The 17,683-nt window shown below is 64.7% G+C and carries 17 protein-coding genes; all 17 read right to left on the bottom strand.

Going from position 1 to position 17,683, the window contains the following annotated elements; translation table 11 throughout:
• Positions 1 to 60: 60 nt before the first annotated feature.
• The 17 genes from der to RY1_RS00005 all read right to left on the bottom strand — a co-directional run bounded on the left by der (position 61) and on the right by RY1_RS00005 (position 17,562).
• Positions 61 to 1,503: a ribosome biogenesis GTPase Der gene (der, locus tag RY1_RS00085; protein ID WP_072801506.1), complete on the bottom strand. Its 1,443-nt coding sequence runs from the start codon at positions 1,501 to 1,503 to the stop codon at positions 61 to 63.
• The gene (gene cmk, locus RY1_RS00080; RefSeq protein WP_072801505.1) at positions 1,500 to 2,198 is read right to left on the bottom strand and encodes a (d)CMP kinase; all 699 of its coding nucleotides are present in this window, start codon (positions 2,196 to 2,198) and stop codon (positions 1,500 to 1,502) included. Before cmk ends, der begins: the two co-directional genes overlap by 4 nt.
• Positions 2,198 to 3,325: a pseudouridine synthase gene (locus RY1_RS00075; protein ID WP_072801504.1), complete on the bottom strand. Its 1,128-nt coding sequence runs from the start codon at positions 3,323 to 3,325 to the stop codon at positions 2,198 to 2,200. Before RY1_RS00075 ends, cmk begins: the two co-directional genes overlap by 1 nt.
• Positions 3,326 to 3,336: 11 nt before the next feature.
• Positions 3,337 to 4,020, bottom strand: coding sequence for an SMC-Scp complex subunit ScpB (gene scpB, locus RY1_RS00070; RefSeq protein WP_139279705.1), 684 nt, complete (start codon positions 4,018 to 4,020; stop codon positions 3,337 to 3,339).
• Positions 4,021 to 4,033: 13 nt separating this feature from the next.
• On the bottom strand, positions 4,034 to 4,867 hold the full coding sequence (locus RY1_RS00065) for a segregation and condensation protein A (RefSeq protein ID WP_072801502.1): 834 nt from the start codon (positions 4,865 to 4,867) through the stop codon (positions 4,034 to 4,036).
• A gap of 3 nt (positions 4,868 to 4,870) precedes the next feature.
• Positions 4,871 to 5,770: a ParA family protein gene (locus tag RY1_RS00060; protein WP_371829439.1), complete on the bottom strand. Its 900-nt coding sequence runs from the start codon at positions 5,768 to 5,770 to the stop codon at positions 4,871 to 4,873.
• 278 nt (positions 5,771 to 6,048) lie between these two features.
• A complete protein-coding gene (xerD, locus tag RY1_RS00055) occupies positions 6,049 to 6,948 on the bottom strand; it encodes a site-specific tyrosine recombinase XerD (protein ID WP_072802187.1) in 900 nt (299 codons plus the stop codon).
• Positions 6,949 to 6,967: 19 nt separating this feature from the next.
• Positions 6,968 to 7,606 (bottom strand): NUDIX domain-containing protein, encoded by a 639-nt coding sequence (locus RY1_RS00050; protein ID WP_072801500.1) that lies wholly within the window; start codon positions 7,604 to 7,606, stop codon positions 6,968 to 6,970.
• A complete protein-coding gene (gene pyrG, locus RY1_RS00045; RefSeq protein WP_072801499.1) occupies positions 7,603 to 9,351 on the bottom strand; it encodes a CTP synthase in 1,749 nt (582 codons plus the stop codon). The genes RY1_RS00050 and pyrG overlap by 4 nt, the downstream gene beginning before the upstream one ends.
• Positions 9,352 to 9,539: 188 nt before the next feature.
• The gene (locus RY1_RS00040) at positions 9,540 to 10,484 is read right to left on the bottom strand and encodes a copper transporter (protein WP_139279681.1); all 945 of its coding nucleotides are present in this window, start codon (positions 10,482 to 10,484) and stop codon (positions 9,540 to 9,542) included.
• A complete protein-coding gene (gene steA / locus RY1_RS00035) occupies positions 10,481 to 11,665 on the bottom strand; it encodes a putative cytokinetic ring protein SteA (RefSeq protein WP_072801497.1) in 1,185 nt (394 codons plus the stop codon). Before steA ends, RY1_RS00040 begins: the two co-directional genes overlap by 4 nt.
• A 99-nt stretch (positions 11,666 to 11,764) precedes the next feature.
• On the bottom strand, positions 11,765 to 13,531 hold the full coding sequence (recN, locus tag RY1_RS00030) for a DNA repair protein RecN (RefSeq protein WP_174565295.1): 1,767 nt from the start codon (positions 13,529 to 13,531) through the stop codon (positions 11,765 to 11,767).
• A gap of 2 nt (positions 13,532 to 13,533) precedes the next feature.
• Positions 13,534 to 14,475 carry an NAD kinase gene (locus RY1_RS00025; protein WP_072801495.1) on the bottom strand — a complete coding sequence of 314 codons (942 nt, stop codon included), beginning with the start codon at positions 14,473 to 14,475 and terminating at the stop codon, positions 13,534 to 13,536.
• Between the two features lie 65 nt (positions 14,476 to 14,540).
• Positions 14,541 to 15,368: a TlyA family RNA methyltransferase gene (locus RY1_RS00020; RefSeq protein WP_072801494.1), complete on the bottom strand. Its 828-nt coding sequence runs from the start codon at positions 15,366 to 15,368 to the stop codon at positions 14,541 to 14,543.
• A 1-nt stretch (position 15,369) separates the two neighbouring features.
• Complete coding sequence (locus RY1_RS00015; RefSeq protein ID WP_072801493.1) at positions 15,370 to 15,585, bottom strand: hypothetical protein; 216 nt, start codon at positions 15,583 to 15,585, stop codon at positions 15,370 to 15,372.
• Between the two features lie 67 nt (positions 15,586 to 15,652).
• On the bottom strand, positions 15,653 to 16,642 hold the full coding sequence (locus RY1_RS00010) for an HAD-IIA family hydrolase (protein ID WP_139279680.1): 990 nt from the start codon (positions 16,640 to 16,642) through the stop codon (positions 15,653 to 15,655).
• Complete coding sequence (locus RY1_RS00005) at positions 16,639 to 17,562, bottom strand: tetratricopeptide repeat protein (protein WP_072801491.1); 924 nt, start codon at positions 17,560 to 17,562, stop codon at positions 16,639 to 16,641. The genes RY1_RS00010 and RY1_RS00005 overlap by 4 nt, the downstream gene beginning before the upstream one ends.
• Positions 17,563 to 17,683 lie beyond the last annotated feature (121 nt).

Here is a 17,683-nt window from a genome sequence, read left to right as displayed (position 1 = left end):
GATTACCCCAGTCCTACCCCTGAGAGGAAATCGCCTGCTCAGAGGTAGGACGCGGAACAATTAGCGGTTTTTTCCCTTGCCCGGCCGTTCGCGCTTTTCGCGGATGCGGACCGACACGCGGATCGGGCTGCCGTCGAAGTTGAACTCCTCACGCAGACGACGCTCGATGAACCGGCGGTAGCCGGCCTCGAGGAAGCCCGTGGTGAAGAGGACGAACGTCGGCGGACGGGTCGAGGCCTGCGTCGCGAACATGATCCTCGGCAGACGGCCACCGCGCATCGGCGGCGGAGTGGCAGCCACAACTTCCTTCAGCCAGGTGTTGAGCCTGCCTGTCGGGACGCGCTTGTCCCATGACTCCAGAGCCGTCTCGAGGGCCGGAACGAGCTTCTGAACGGCCCTGCCGGTCTGTGCGGAGATGTTGACGCGCTGCGCCCACGGAACCCGAGCAAGATCGCGGTCGATCTCCTTCTCCAACTGCAGCCTGCGGTCCTCGTCGACGAGGTCCCACTTGTTGAACGCGAGCACTAGTGCGCGGCCTGCGTCGGCGACCATGGACAGCACCCGCAGGTCCTGCTCCGAGATCACCTCGGACGAGTCGAGCAGCAGAATGGCGACCTCGGCGGCCTCGATGGCCGACTTGGTGCGCAGTGACGCGTAGAACTCGGCACCACTGGCATGGCTGACCCGCTTGCGCAGACCAGCGGTGTCGACGAATCTCCATGTCTTACCGCCCAACTCGACGAGCGAGTCGACGGGGTCGACGGTGGTTCCTGCAACGTCGTGCACCACCGAACGCTCGTCACCGGACAGCTTGTTCAGTAGTGATGACTTGCCGACATTGGGCTTGCCCACCAACGCGACTCGGCGCGGCCCGCCGCCGGGAATTCCCTCGCGAGGCGTTTCCGGCAGTGCTTCGAGGACGCGGTCGAGCATGTCGCCGGTTCCGCGGCCGTGCGTTGCGGACACCGCGAGCGGCTCGCCGAGACCGAGGGACCACAGTGCAGCGACCTCCGACTCGGTGCGGCCGTCGTCGACCTTGTTGGCGATCAACAACACCGGTGTCTTCGAACGGCGAAGCACCCGTGCCACTGCTTCATCGGTGGTCGTGGATCCGACGCGAGCATCGACGACGAGGAGTATCGCATCCGCTGTCTTCATGGCCAGCTCTGCCTGGCGCGCAACGGACTGCTGCAGTCCCTTGGCGTCGGGTTCCCAACCACCGGTGTCCTGCACCAGGAATCGGCGCCCTGACCAATTGGCCTCGTACGAGACACGGTCACGCGTCACACCGGGTACATCCTCGACCACCGCTTCACGACGGCCGATGATGCGGTTGACGAGAGTCGACTTGCCCACGTTGGGCCGTCCGACGACTGCGAGAGTCGGAACTGCAACGGCGGCTTCGGCATCGTCACCGTCGACGTAGTCGAGAAGGTCCCACTCCCCCTCTTCGCTCCACGTTCCGTCGCCTGCGACCTCGCCTGCGTAGAATTCTTCGGTCACTGCTTCACTCCAGTTCTGTCGTGCACAACCTGGAGCAACGCGGCGATGACGCCGTCCATGCCCAGATCGCTGGTGTCCACGATCACGGAGTCCTCGGCAGGCCGCAGCGGAGACACGGCGCGAGTGGAGTCCGCGTGATCGCGGCGTTGGACGTCGGCGAGAACGGCGTCGTAATCGTCGCCGCGTCCTTCGTCGATGTTCTGCTTGTTCCGGCGGCCTGCTCGTGCCTCGGGAGATGCCGTCAGGAAGACCTTGACGTCGGCCTCGGGCAACACGACAGTGCCGATGTCTCTGCCTTCCACCACGATTCGCGGCGATGCTGCGACCAGATCGCGCTGCATCTGCACCAGCAGCTCTCGCACCCGCGGGACTGCCGACACAGCGGAGACGGCCTTGGTGACGGCGCCTCCCCGAATCTCTGCGGACACGTCCTCACCGCCCATCGTGACGGCTTCGGCAGCTGGATCGGTACCGATGTCGAGCGGGAGGGTCGCGACGATGTCGGCGACCTTCTCGGAGTCCGTCGGATCGATTCCCGCCCGCAACACCCACACCGTTGCCACCCGGTACATGGCACCGGTGTCGAGGTAGCGAGCGTCGAGCGCGATGGCGACCTTGCGCGAGACCGTCGATTTGCCGGTTCCGGACGGCCCGTCCATGGCGATCACAAGACCGGCGGTGTCGAGCCCTGCCATCACAGACCGACCGACTCGTACAGCTTGCCGATCTCGCCGCGTCCCAGGACGCGCAGAGTGCCGGGGCGCTGATCACCGAGTGCGACATTGCCTACGTCGGTGCGCACGAGACGTCCGACCGGGAAACCGACCTGATCGAACAATCGACGGACGATGTGCTTGCGGCCTTCGTGCAGGGTGATCTTGACCAACGAGAGACCGTTGGAGATGTCGAGCAGCGAGAAGCCGTCGACCTTGACCGGGCCGTCGTCGAGGGTGACTCCGTCGCGCAACTTCTTGCCTAGATCGCGCGGGATCGCGCCGAACAGTGTCGCCAGATAGGTCTTCGAGACCTCGTACGACGGATGCATCAGGCGGTGAGCAAGATCACCGTCGTTGGTGAACAGCAACAGGCCTTCGGTGTCGGCATCGAGACGACCGACGTGGAACAGACGCTGGCCGGACTGAACCCGTTCGGAGACGATATCGCCCACACACGGTCGTCCCAGATCGTCGGACATGGTGCACTGCCATCCACGCGGCTTGTTCATCGCGAGGTGGACGAGCTCTTCCTTGACGACGACACGAGTGCCGTCGACACGCACGACCGCGACATCGGGATCGATGCGGATTCCCTGTTCGGTGACGATGCGACCGTCGACCTCGACACGGCCGTCGGCGATCAGCTCCTCGGCTGCGCGACGCGACGCCACACCTGCCTGAGCGAGCACTTTCTGCAACCGCACGCCTTCACCGCGCGGCACGTGGCGCCGCTTGGTGTCGGGCTCGATGTACTGGTGCTTCGCAGGCTTCGCGTTGCTGATGGTGGTGGTGGGAGTCTGCTTCTTCTGCGGCTTCGGCGGCTTGGGCCGAGACGGCTTCTTGCGAGAGACCGCGTCGTTGCTGCGGTCGTTGACGCCACTGTCGACCGGCTTGTCCTCGAAGGGTTTGCGCTGGTCGGCGCCCGTCCGTGGGGCTGCCGAGCGGCGTCCTCCACGGGGGCTCTCGGCTCGTGCTCCGCGGGGCGCGTCGCCTCCGCGGCGGTTCTCGCGCGGATCTTCCGACCTACCACCTGTGGTCGGCTTCCTGCGCGGAGCCTGTCTTTTGTTCCTGTCCGGTGTGCCATCACGGCGAGCGGGCTTGTTCACTTTTGTACCTATCAGTCGTCCGAGTCGAGCTCGGATACCGGATCGGGTTTCGATCCGCGGTTCTTGGTGGAGCGGGTCACTCTCGGATCGGTGTCCATGCTGTCACTGATCTCGTCGATCAGGTCCACACCCGGCAACAGCGGGGCCAGTGCAGGCAGGTCCGTGAGCGATGCCAGTCCGAGCCGTTCGAGGAACAACTCGGTCGTGGAGTACATGGTGCCGTTCGATTCCGGATCGACTCCAGCCTCCGAAATCAGACCGCGAGCGAGCAACGTGCGCATCACTCCGTCTACGTTGACTCCTCGCACGGCGCTGACTCGCGCGCGGGTCAACGGTTGACGATAGGCGATAACGGCGAGAGTCTCCAATGCCGCACGTGTGAGCTTCGACCGAGCGCCGTCGAGAAGCAGCCTCTCCACGTACGGCGCGTAGGCGGTGCGGGTGTAGAAACGCCATCCGTCACCGGCGTACCGCAGGTCTATTCCGCTGCGGCGTTCGGTGAACTGCGCAGCCATTCGCGCCAGCACCGGCTTGATCCGTCGGACATCGCTGCCGACCGCGGACGCCAACTGCTCGTTCGACGCGGGCGAATCCACGACGAGCAACACTGCCTCGAGTGCTGCTTCCAACGTGGCGTCGTCGAGTTCGGACTCGTCCTCGGCACTCTCGATCTCCGGGACGTTCGGCTCGGCCATCTGCTGTTCCTGCTCATCCATAGTCCACCGCCGCGACGAGTATCTCGTCCGACTTCGCCGTGCCCGTCCAACTGACCAACAGTTCGCCGAGTGGCTCGGGTTGATCGAAGGCAAGGACCTTCTCGCGGAACAACTCGAGCAGCGCCAGGAACCGCGCCACGATCTCGACGGTGTGCTCGCACCCCTCGGTGAGTTCGCCGAACGGAGTCCACGCTCCCTCACCCTTGGCTTCGAGGAGGCCGATGATCCAGGTTGCCTGCTCCGGAACGGACACCGAATGTTGATGGATGTGATCGAGTCCGACCTCGGGCACCGGCTTCGGCCGAAATGCCGTCGCAGCGATATCGGCGAACCGCGCGGCATCGACTCCGAGCAACACTTCCGGTATCAGATCCGCGAAGCGGTCCTCGACCGACACCGATCGCGGATATCGGCGCAGCGCAGCAGCTTCCAGCTCGCCGAACAACTGCGCGACCTGCTTGTAGGCGCGGTACTGCAGCAATCGCGCGAACAGTAGGTCCCGCACTTCGAGCAAGGCCAGATCCTCGGCGTCCTCGACATCACCCGAGGGCAGCAGCCGCGCGGCCTTGAGGTCCAACAGAGTCGCTGCGACGACGAGAAACTCGGTCGTCTGATCGAGGCCCATCTCTTTGCCGAGGCTCTTGGTGAACGCGATGAAATCGTCGGTGACGGTGTGCAGCGCTACTTCGGTGACATCGAGACGATGCTGACTGATGAGTGTGAGCAGCAGATCGAACGGACCTTCGAAGTTGAGCAGGCGCACCCGAAATCGAGATGGATCCTCGTTCTCGGGTGCCTCGATCGCAGCATCTGCGGTCTGCGTCATGGCTTACGGGCCGGACCGGTAGATCACCTCTCGGGCCAACGCCCGATAGGCCTGTGCACCGGAGGATTTCGGTGCCCACGTCGTGATCGGCTCGCCTGCGACGGATGTCTCGGGGAAACGCACCGTTCGGGTGATGACGGTGTCGTAGACGACATCACCGAACACCTCGACGACCCGGGTCATGACCTCGCGCGAATGCAGCGTACGAGCGTCGAACATCGTCACCACGATGCCCGCGAGCTTGAGCCGAGGATTGAGTCGGTCGCGCACCTTCTCCACTGTGTCGTTGAGCAACGCCAGCCCGCGCAGGCTGAAGTACTCGCACTCCATCGGTATCAGAACCTCGTCGGCGCAGGTCAATGCATTGACGGTGAGCAGGCCCAGCGATGGCTGGCAGTCGATCAGGACGTAGTCGTATCGATCGAGAATAGGGTGCAGAACGCGCCCGAGTGTCTGCTCACGCCCCACCTCGGTGACCAGCTGAATTTCGGCTGCGGACAGATCGATGTTGCTGGGAAGAAGATCGAGGTTGTCCACGCGCGTGCGCATGATGACGTCGTCGGCAGAAATCTTCGGCTCGACCAGCAGGTTGTAGACCGTCAGATCGAGCTCGTGATGCGCGACGCCCAGGCCTGCGGAGAGTGCACCCTGTGGGTCCAGATCGACCAGAAGCACCCGACGACCGTAGGCCGCGAGGGAGGCTCCGAGGTTGATGGTCGACGTCGTCTTGCCGACGCCACCCTTCTGGTTGCACATCGCGATGATCTTGGCCGGACCATGGCTGGGCAGCGGTGTCGGATCGGGAACTTCTCGGGTCTTACGACCCGTAGGACCTAGTTCGTTGGCCGCAGGAATGATATCTCTCGTCTCACGGCTGGTTTCGGGTTGGCGCGTATGGAACAGCGCGCCGTCATGGTGGGGATGGACGGTGGGTAGGCCGTCCGGTTGGACCGCGGGCGAGGCATGTGGAATGTCGGCCGACGGCGGACTCACCGGCGTCGAGTCAGCCAGAATCGATCCTGAGCCTGACTCCGCCGCTGGCGGCTGCGGTGTCGACACTTCTCCTACGCTCCCCTGTCCGTTGTTCTCGGCCCATTCGATCGCGAGACGACCGTCCTCTGAACGCTACCGTGTAGCCCGTGCGCTACATCGCGGGACACGCGCAAAACCCCCGCGAGCAGTCACCGAGCACGCGGATGCGCCTCGGCCCACACTTCACGCAGCGTGGTGACGGTGACGAGTGTGTAGATCTGAGTCGTCGTCACCGACGCATGACCGAGCAATTCCTGCACGACGCGTACGTCCGCGCCGCCATCGAGCAGGTGCGTCGCGAACGAGTGCCGCAGGGTGTGCGGTGACACGGGGGTGGTGATGCCCGCACGTTCGGCCGCCGAGTGCAGAACCTGCCAGGCACTCTGCCTGGACAGCCGTCCGCCGCGCACGTTCAGAAACAACGCAGGCGTCGATCTCTTGATCAGCGCCGGTCGCCCACGCACCAGATAGGCATCCAACGCTTCGATCGCTGGCCTCCCGACCGGCACGAGGCGCTGCTTGTCGCCCTTACCGTGAAGAATGACCGACCGGGTCTCGGTGTCGATGTCATCCACGTCGAGCCCTACCGCTTCCGAGATTCGAGCCCCGGTGGAATACAACAATTCGAGAATGGCCTTGTCGCGGAGGCCACGCGGCGCGTCTCCCCCATCGGTGGACGCGGAATCCAGGATGGCGACAACCTGGTCGAGAGGCAGAGACTTCGGGAGTCTCCGACTGGGCGTCGGCGGCTTCACCGCACTCGCGACATCGTGCTGCACCAGGCCCTCGGCTGCCGCGAATCGGTGGAACCCACGGACCGCGATGAGCGTACGGGCAGCCGAACTCGCTGCAAGAGGTGAAAACTCCTCACTCCCGCGCCGAAGGTCGATCACGAACTCGGAGACGTCCGCCTCGGTCACTTTCGCCAGATCCTCGATGCCGTGACCACCGAGGAAAGCCTCGTACCGCCGCAGGTCGCGGCGATACGAGGACAGAGTGTTCTGCGGTGAGCCCCGCTCGACCTCCAGGTGATCGAGGTAGGTCGACATCTGCTCGCCCAGCACGTGGCTACCGTCCGGCCTTCTTCCGACGCTCGAAGGTAGTCGGCAGATCCGGCCACGGAGCGTCGGCAGGTCGAAGGCTCGTCGAACCTGTCCTGGACGCGACAAGAGCGAGAATCCCGGATACGGCGGAAGCGTTGACGAACTCGCCCGACAGTGCGCGTGTGACTGCCTCGTCGAGCGGAACGAACGTCAGCACGATGTCGGCTTCTTCGTCCCGCGCCTCGGGGCGATCGACCGTGGTGAGCCCTTCGGCGAGAAACACCCGCACGCACTCGTCGGTGAACCCTGGCGACGCCATGACATCGACGAGCACCGACCACCGCCTCGCTGCAAGTCCGGTCTCCTCGGCGAGTTCACGCTTGGCGGCCTCGACGGGCTGCTCGTCGATCTCGTCGAGCAAGCCTGCAGGCAGTTCCCACAGCCGACGCCCGATCGGGTGACGATACTGCTCGATCATCGCCACGCGACCCTCGTCGTCGAGTGCAACGACAGCTACCGCGCCGTGATGCTCGACGACTTCACGCTCGGCCTGGCGTCCGCCCGGCATCCGCACCTGATCGAGACGAAGCGCGAGGATTGCGCCTTCGTAGACGGTCTTCGACCCGACGGTCTCGAACTCGAAACGATCAGCCTGCTCGGTCATCCGATGCTTTCCGCCGTTGCACCCGAGACCGGGAATTCCGAATCCTTCGATGCAGCGTCGTCGCCGTGGACGTCGACCGGAAGTCGCTCGGCCGCTTTGTATTTCAACGCAGCGTTGACCAGGGCCGCGAACAGCGGATGCGGACGAGTCGGCCGGCTCTTGAGCTCCGGGTGCGCCTGTGTGCCGACGAAGAACGGATGGGTCGACGCAGGCAACTCGACGAACTCGACCAGGTGCCCGTCGGGCGATGTTCCGCTGAAGACCAAGCCGCTCTTGGAGATTCGATCACGGTAGGTGTTGTTGACCTCGTAGCGGTGACGGTGGCGCTCGGACACATCGGTGGTTCCGTACGCACCGGCCACGACTGACCCCTTGATCAAGGTGGCCGGGTAAGCGCCGAGGCGCATGGTGCCACCGAGATCTGCCTCACCGGCAACGGCATCCTCTTGATCTGCCATCGTCGAGATGACCGCATGCTCTGTCTCGGGCTCGAACTCGGCCGAGTTGGCGTCGGTGAGGCCGACCGAGCGCGCTGCTTCGATGACCATGCACTGCAATCCGAGGCACAATCCCAACAGCGGCACCTTGCGAGTCCTGGCGAACTCGATGGCACCGAGCTTTCCTTCGATACCTCGAATACCGAAACCGCCCGGAATCAGGACGGCGTCGACGTCGCCGAGAGCTGCCTGTGCACCTGCAGGCGTCGCACATTCATCGGAGGGGACCCACTTGATCTCGACCTTCGAACGATGCGCGAACCCACCCGCCCGAAGCGCCTCGGTGACCGACAGGTACGCGTCGGGAAGGTCGACGTACTTGCCGACGAGTCCGACCCGCACGGTCTCCCGCGGCTCGTGGACACGCTCGAGCAGGCCGCCCCACACCGTCCAGTCGACGTCGCGGAACGGAAGTCCGAGCTTGCGCACGACGTACGCGTCGAGGCCCTCCTTGTGCAGGACCTTCGGGATGTCGTAGATCGACGGCGCATCGGGCGTCGAGATGCAGCCATCGACGTCGACGTCGCACATCAGCGCGATCTTGTTCTTCAGTCCCGGCGGGACATCGCGGTCGCACCGCAGGATGAGCGCGTCGGGCTGGATGCCGATGCTGCGCAGAGCGGCGACGGAGTGCTGCGTCGGCTTGGTCTTGAGCTCGCCCGACGGTGCCAGGAACGGCACGAGCGAGACATGCAGGAAGAAGACGTTCTCGCGGCCGACGTCGTGGCGGACCTGGCGCGCTGCTTCGAGGAACGGCTGCGACTCGATGTCACCGACAGTGCCACCGATCTCGGTGATGACGACGTCGGGCTGATGTCCTTGCAGGTCCGGGCCGTTCATCGCGAGGATGCGACTCTTGATTTCGTCGGTGATGTGCGGGATCACCTGCACCGTGTCACCGAGATACTCACCTCGGCGTTCCTTGGCGATGACGGCCGAGTAGACCTGGCCGGTCGTGACGTTCGCGAATCCGGAGAGATCGCGATCGAGGAACCGCTCGTAATGGCCCACGTCCAGATCGGTCTCGGCACCGTCTTCGGTGACGAACACTTCCCCGTGTTGGAACGGATTCATGGTGCCAGGATCGACGTTCAGATAGGGATCGAGCTTCTGCATGGTGACGCGGAGACCGCGTGCTGTCAGCAGCTGCCCGAGGCTCGACGCCGTGAGGCCCTTGCCGAGCGACGAGGCGACGCCCCCGCTGACGAAGATGTGCTTGGTGTCAGATCGCGACTGAAGGCGTGACAATGATGCTCCCGTGACCAATCTGCAGGGCTTGCTCCTACCAGAGAGCTGGCAAGAGAGGTATTACGTACAAAATGGGCCTGCTACCCACGGGTCTTCACGGTAACACCAATGGCACGTCCACCGCGAACGACGCGCCACCGATGTACCCGATGTCACCGTGGAATGCTTTTGTTCCCTGGAGTGCACTGTCACCGCGCGGGTGCGCCCACGGTGATGGCCGTGGAGTTCGGCCCAGTGCCGTAACGACCGGCAGCGCCGTCCAACTGCTCCTGCAACGCCAGTGTCGTCGTGATGCGTCCCGCCTCACGATCGACGTTGTCGACGGTGCTGACGCCCGACGACAGCGCCGCATCTGCGCGAACCACGGCCACCGCGCCGTTACCGTCCGCGGCTCCGGTCCGACCGGCAAGCACCGTGCCTGCACCGCGCGAATCGAGGCCTCCCGCGAAGCGCGCAACGATGGCGCCGCGGTTTCCGTCCTCGGAGGCCGAACCTCCACCGGTGACGACTACCGCCAACTGCGCCGGAGCGACAGCGCCGTTGTCGTACGCGATGAAACCACCACTGCGCAGCGTTTCGAGCGCGAGAGACAATTCCTCGGGAGTGGACTGCGGCTCCGCTGTCTGCGCGTTCAGCAACAACACCGAACCCAGTAGGTCACCGGCCATGCTGCCCTGATCCACCGCACCCGTGCGCAGCTGCGTTCCGGCCGGCACGACGTTGGTCAGCCGCGTGCGCAAGTCGTCCCCACTCGCAGCCGAGACGAACGAGTCCGTCAACGACACCCGGCCCGTCACCACTGCGCCCGACGCCTGAATGGACCTGGTGACGCCATCGACGTCGCCCGGGTCTGCATCCGGCGTCGTGATGACGACTACGCTTCTTTCGGCCAGCGCATCTCGCACGACGCGCGGAGAGACAGCAGCGTCGAATCCGTCCGCGGAGTTGAGCTGTTCACCGAGCTGATTGTTGGTGCTCTGCAACGAATCGACCTGACCTTCGAGCCCCGACTTGTCGTCGCGTAGACCAGATACGAGGCCACTGGACAGAAGACCGGATCCAAGCACCACCCCGATCGCGAGCGCTATGAAGATCGCGGCGATCGATATGGCATGTTGACGCATCGAAATCACTCGAGCAACCCCTGGACCCACAAAGCGAAGCGGTTCCACAGGTCGACGGCCCAGTCGAGGACCTCGCTACCCATGTTGGACACCACGAGCGCGACGATGACCGCGACGAGCCCCGCCAGCACGAGCAACGCGATCGCACCCCCGGACACGCGGCTACGATACAGCGTCGCAACAGCTTTCGCGTCGACCAGCTTGGCGCCGACCTTCAGTCGTGTCATGAACGCTGCCGGGTTGGTGTTGCGTCGTCCTCGATCGAAGAACTCGTCGAGACTTGCCGGGCTTCCCACCGTGACGATCAGTGAAGCACCGTGGTGATCGGCCAACAGCAGCGCCAGGTCGGCTGGGGCACCGGTTGCCGGGAACGTCATCGCACCGATACCCAGGTCCTGGATGCGCTCCAGCCCGTTGGCATGGCCGTCCGAGTCGGCCGGAAGTACCACTTCTGCACCACATTTGAGGGTCTGAGCAGTGATTTCCTCGGGATCGCCCACGATGAGGTCGGGGCGGTACCCGGCTTTCATCGCGGTGTCCGCGCCTGCTCCGACCCCGATGATGATCGGCGAATATTCCTTGATGAACGGTTTGAGCGCCTTGAGGTCCTCGGCATGCCCCGGACCGTCCGCGACGACGACGACGTGGCGATCCTGGAGCACGATGTCGATGTCCGGTACACCGACGCCATCGATCAGCAGCGGACTTTCGGTCCTGATGAACTCGATCGTGTTCCCGGAGAACGCTTCGAGGTGATCGACGAGGCCGGTCTTGGCTTCGATCATCCGATCCGAGATTTCCGCTTCGCTCTGCTCCTCGCCCTTCGCGAGTCTGCGGTCACCCGTGTAGACGCCGCCCTCGTTCAGGCGAATCTTGGTGCCGTCCTTGATCTTCTTGAAGACGTCGGCGCCGGTCGAATCGATCAGCGTGATGCCGTTCGCGACGATCACCTCGGGCCCCAGGTTCGGGTAACGCCCGGAGATGGACGGCGACGCGTTCACGACGGCGAGAACGCCCGCCGCAACCAGCGCATCTGCGGTCAGACGGTCCAGGTCCAACTCGTCGAGTACGACGATGTCACCGGGTCCGACCCGTTTGAGCAGTTTGGCGGTGTTTCGATCGACCCGGGCGATACCACTGATTCCGGGTAGCGAATCCTGACTTCGTGATAGCAGAGCGGGCATCTTCATGGCTCCCATGATGGGGCCGACGACACGCCCGACGACGGAGGCGCGCCGAAACAATTACCACACCGGTCACATCAGTACCAACCGCCGAGGCGGCCCGCGTCAGCTCTCGCGGTCCGCCCGCGCCGTCGCCAACAGCTCTTCCGCGTGCGCTCGGCCGGTCTCGGTGTCGTCGAGGCCTGCCAGCATGCGGGCCAGTTCGACGACACGTTCCGCGGACGAGAGCGACTTCACTCCGCTGTTGGCTGCGCCTCTCTTCGTATCCGCCTTGTCGACGACCAAGTGTGTGTTCGCGAACGCGGCCACCTGAGGAAGGTGCGTCACGACGATGACCTGATGAGTCCGAGCCAGGCGTGCGAGCCGTCTGCCGACCTCCACTGCTGCCCGGCCGCCGACACCGGCGTCGACCTCGTCGAACACCATCGTCGCGCCTTTGTCCGACCCGGCCAGTACCACTTCGAGCGCCAGCATCACACGCGAGAGTTCACCTCCGGACGCACTCTTGCTGATGGGCAGTGCCTGTGCGCCGTCGTGTGCCGACAGCTTGAATTCGACCTCGTCGACCCCGCTCTGCCCGGCGTGCAGCTCGGTTCCGCCGATGGTCAGCGGTGCGCCGTCGTTCGCGCCGGCGGGAACGGTACGCAGGTCCAGCTGAAGCTTCGCCTTGCCCATCGCCAATCCGGCCAGTTCGACGCTCACTGCCTTGGCCAGTTTCACCGCCGCCTTGGTCCGCGCGGCGGTCAATCTGCTTGCCGCCGAGACCACGTCGGCTGCGGATTCCTCGACACGCGTCGACAGCTCCGCGAGGGCATCAGCGGAGACGTCGATCTTCGACAATCGCACGCGTGCGTCGTCGGCCCAGGCGATCACGCCGTCCACGTCGGCCGCGTACTTGCGCGTCAGGCCCTTCAGCTCGGCCTGCCGCGTGAGCAGCGTCTCCAGTGCACTCGGATCCGACGGCAGATCGGACAGGTACGAGGTGATGTCGGCGCCGATGTCGGTCACCACGGCCAGCGCTTCGTTGAGCCGAGGCAGAAGATCCGTCAGAATCGCGTCGTCCACACTTTCCAGACGCGTGCGTGCCTCACCCAGAAGGCGCAGAGCCGACAGTGCTTCTCCGGTGTCGTCGACGCCTCCTACCAGCGCCGCACCCGCGCCTTCGGCCGATTCACGCAGGGAGTCGAGATCGCCCAGTCTTCGCACGTCACCCGCGATGGTGACGTCCTCCTGCGGCTCCGGCGCGACCGCGTCGATCTCCTGAAGGCCGTATTGCAGTCGATCTGCCTCCTGAGCGAGCTCACGACTGCGCTCGGTTCGGTCGATCAGCTCGTTGCGAGCGGTCAACCACTGCGTACGTGCGGCCCTGTACTTCTTCAGCGGAGCCGCAACCGAGTCGCCTGCGAAGCGATCCAACGCGTCGAGCTGCCGATCTGCTCGGAGCAGCCGCAGCTGGTCGTTCTGGCCGTGCACGGTCAGCAGTGAGTCGGTGAACCCGGACAACACCGCCGCCGGGACACTGCGGCCACCGAGGTGAGCCCGTGATCGCCCGTCGGCGTTGACCGTGCGCAGGGCGATGATCGACGCGTCCTCGTCGCGCTGAGCACCCGCCGATTCCAGCACCTTCTCGACCTCGTCCACGACCTGCGCAGACGCCGTCTCCGTGCTGAATCGGCCTTCGACGACGGCACGGTCGGCGCCGAGGCGCACCCGGCCTGCGTCGGCCCGAGCACCCGACAGCAGGTGCAGGCTCGTCACCACCATCGTCTTGCCCGCGCCTGTCTCACCGGTCAGAACTGTGAGACCTTCGTGGAACTGGGCGCTTGCCGAAGAAATGACACCGAGACTGTCGATCCGAATCTCTTCGAGCATGACTACCTCGCTCTCCCCCGCCATCCGGTGACCGGCAGTGCGAATTTCTTGACCATTCGATCCGCGAACGGTGCGGAGTCGAGTTTGACCCATTTGATCGGCGAAGAACCGCGGACTACTTCTACCCGCCCGCCCGCCGGGAGTTTCATCGTTCGACGTCCATCACAGAACACCACCGCATCGTGTCCACCCGCATCGGTTTCGACGGCGATGAACGACTCGGGACTGGTGACGAGCGGACGGGCGAACAACGCATGTGCGTTGCTCGGAATGACGAGAATCGCTTCGAGCTCCGGCCACACGACCGGGCCTCCTGCAGAGAACGCATATGCGGTCGAGCCGGTCGGCGTCGAGATGAGCACTCCGTCGCATCCGAAAGCCGACACGGGCCGATCGTCGACCTCGAGTACGACTTCGAGGACACCCAACCGAGATCCGTTCTCGATGCTGGCCTCGTTCAACGCCCATCCGCGTTCGATGATGCGGTCGCCGACTCGGATCGAGATGTCGAGTGTCATGCGTTCTTCGATTCGGTAATCGACGCTGATGACCCGCGCAAGCGACTCCTCCAGGTGCTCGGCTTCTGCTTCGGCGAGGAAGCCGATTCGACCGAGGTTGATACCCAGCACCGGAATGCCCGCGCCCTTGGCCAACTCGGCTGCCCGGAGGAACGTGCCGTCGCCACCGAGGACGAGAACCAGCTCGCAGCCGACCGCCGCGTTCGGCCCGAACTCCACAACCTGGAGCTCGAGATCCGAGCTCAGCGCTCGATCCGTATCGTCCGAGCCCGATGCCTCGATTCGGGTCGAGTTCGCCTCGTCCAGAAGGACGCGAAGGCGGATCCCCGACTCACCGAGGACCTTCCCGACGCGGCGAGCCGTGTCCGCGATATCGGGACGGCCGGGATGGGCGACGAGAAGTATCTCTCGTACCGGGGTTGTCACTGAGGACCCTCCTCGGTTGTCACTGAGGACCCTCCTCGGTTGTCACTGAGGACCTTCCTCGGTTGTCACTGTGGACCCTCCTCGACGGCATGCTGCACCAGAGCGGCGGTATCGCGCTCGGCTTCGTCATCTCGCTCGACGGACTGCGATCGTAGCCACAAAAAGTACTCGACGTTGCCCGAGGGGCCGGGAAGCGGACTGGCCGTTACACCGCGCAGGGACAATCCGAGTCCACGGGCGGACTCGGCCACGTCGACGACGGTCTCTGCCCGGAGTACCGGGTCGCGGACGACCCCGCCCGAGCCGACGCGATCCTTTCCCACCTCGAACTGCGGCTTGACCATGAGAGCAAGCTCCGCACCAGGCGCGACGCACGCAACGAACGCAGGCAGAACCAACTTCAGGGAAATAAACGACAGATCTGCGACCACGATCTGGACGGTGCCGCCGATCGCCTCGGCATCGATCGACCGGACGTTGGTTCGATCGATCACACGGACCCGGTCGTCCGACTGAAGCCGCCACACGAGTTGTCCGTATCCGACGTCCACGGCAACGACCTCGGCGGCATCCTTACTGAGCAGCACATCGGTGAATCCGCCGGTGGATGCTCCCGCATCCAGGCACCGCTTACCGGCAACGGAGAACCCATCGCGTTCGAAGACCTCGAGTGCGCCGAGAAGCTTGTGTGCGCCTCGCGACGCCCAGTTGATCTCGTTGTCCTCTTCGGTGACCACGAGCGGAGTCCCGGCCTCGACCGCCGTCGCGGGCTTGGTGGCCACTGTTCCGGAGATCTTCACCCTCCCCGAATCGATCAGCTGCACAGCATGTTCGCGTGACCTGGCCAGCCCACGACGGACGAGCTCGGCGTCGACGCGTGCGCGTCGTGCCACGTCAGCTCTTGTCCACGGAGGACAGAGCATCGACGAGCACGTCATGCGCGCGTTCGAGGATCTGGGCCTGCACGTTCAGTTCCATCGGCGGGGCATCTCGGCCCGGAAGTCGCTCCAGCAATCGGTCGACCTCGGCCACGACTGAGCTGGGCTCGACCGCGGGGGTACTCGCATCGTGCGGACGATGCTGGCCTGGGAGTGGAATGGACGCGCTCATCGGTGCCAACGCTATCGGATCGACCCGACAGATGTCCGAGCGCAGTACCGCGTGGCGTGAGGAACGCTCACGCCTGCAGCAGCTGCCGCACGCGCTCGACGTCCGAACCGTCCACCTCGACCGTGTCCCACCCCGTCGACTCCCAGGCCACCGACGCGGCCGTCAGGAGGCCGTCCAGGGGATCGACAACCGTGGAACCGTCGTGCGTCACCCTTAGAACTCCAGCCTCGACCGATGCGCGCCACCCGGGCTTGACACCGACGAGCGACGCCTCCGGGGCTTGATTCAGGACGTCGAGCGAGAACCCGATATATGTCGGACGCTCCGATTCCACCGCCCGAACGGCGTCGAGCGCACTACTCACTCCAGACAACACGAGCAGCGAAGGAATGCCCGTTGCATTTGCGCCTGCGATGTCGGTATCGAGCCGGTCTCCGACGACAAGAGGCTTCTCGGCCGAGCTGAGACGAATCGCATCCCGCATGATGGGAGCAGCGGGCTTGCCTGCGACTTCGGGTTCCACACCCGTCGCAGTCCTCACCGCAGCAACCATCGAACCGTTGCCGGGGGCGAGACCGCGCTCGGTGGGAAGGGTCGCATCGATGTTGGTCGCAACCCACAGTGCACCTGCACGAATCGCGAACGCCGCCTCGGCCAGAGCGCCCCAGCCGGTCTCGACGTTGTGCCCCTGAACAACAGCGGAAGGCGATCCGTCCGCGGATCTGACCGGAGTCAGACCGACGTTGGAAATCTCGTCCGACAAAGCGTCGGTACCGACGACGACGACCGATGCCCCCGGCGTCAACTTCTCCGCCAACATCCTGGCCGCAACCTGAGCGCTCGTGACGACGTAGTCCTCCGAGGTCTCGAAACCGAGGCCGCGGAGATGGTCGGCGACGTGCTTCGGAGATCGACTCGCATTGTTGGTGACGAAGTACTGCTTCTCCGAGCCTGCGCTCAACGCCTCGACAGCACCGGCGATGGGTTGTTCACCCTGGTACACCGTGCCATCGAGGTCGAGAAGGAGAACGTCGTGCTGTGAGCGAAGGACCGTCACAATCCGTCACCAGAGAGCTCTTCGACGCGTTCCTCGGCGTCGGTTTCGCCGTCGACGTCGGCTGCGGCAGAGTTGAGGAACCACTTCACACCCTCTTCTACGCGGCCGGCCGCAACCAGGGCATCGGCGTAGACGTAGAACAGGCGGGCCGCCGCGGTACCCGAACGTGACGCGTCGAGATCCGGTGTCTGGAGGGTGACGACAGCCTGGTCGTACTGACTCAGATCCATACGTGCACCGGCGACGACGATCCGAAGCTCCGACGCTTCGTCACCGGTCAGTTCCCGGGCCTCGTCGCTTCGACCGAGTTCGATGGCACGCTCCGGCCTACCGAGTCCGCGCTCGCAATCGGCCATGACCGCAAGGTGCCCTGGACCGCCGGCCATACGCCGGGCAGCGCGCAACTCGGACAGAGCCTCGGCCCATTCACCTGCGTGGTACGCGGACAGTCCTGCCGTCTCGCGGACAACGGCAATACGGCCGGCGCGTTGGCGCGCAGCTCGTGCATGCAGTAGCGCAAGTTGAGGATCGTCGTCGACGAGCCGGCTCGCCATCACCAGATGACGTGCGACGGCAGTGGCGTTGTTCTTGTCGAGACTCAACAGGTCACGTCGGACAGCCGGCTCGAGCTGACCCGCTTCGACGTCATCGGGAAGGTCTGGCTCGTCCGGACGGGCCGGACGCCGATCTGCGGGTCCGCTGCCGGTTCGCCGGTCACCAGAGAATCCGCCTTCTCCCCCGCGACGACGGGGAGGTCCGTCGGATCTACCGGCGTCGGATCTACCGGCGCTGTCGGGCCGACGTGCGTTGCCGGAGCGACCTTCACCGCCGGGGCGACCACCGGATCGCCCCCGAGGATCGTTCGAGCGAGGGGTGCCGTCACCCCGGAAGGAGCGGCGGTCGTTGCTGTCTTCCGGCACAACGTTTCCTTTCGATCATGCGTTGGAGCTTGGTGTCATCCAAACAGAAGAAGCGTCCAAACAGAAAAAATGGCTGCGAACGCAAAAAGGGGACCCACACAGTGGGTCCCCTTTTCGAAGA

The sequence above is a fragment of the Rhodococcus yunnanensis NBRC 103083 genome (assembly GCF_001895005.1).
Classification (GTDB): Bacteria; Actinomycetota; Actinomycetes; order Mycobacteriales; family Mycobacteriaceae; genus Rhodococcoides; species Rhodococcoides yunnanense.
Note: the sequence above shows the minus strand (reverse complement) of the source record. Positions and strands in the feature narration are given on the sequence as shown.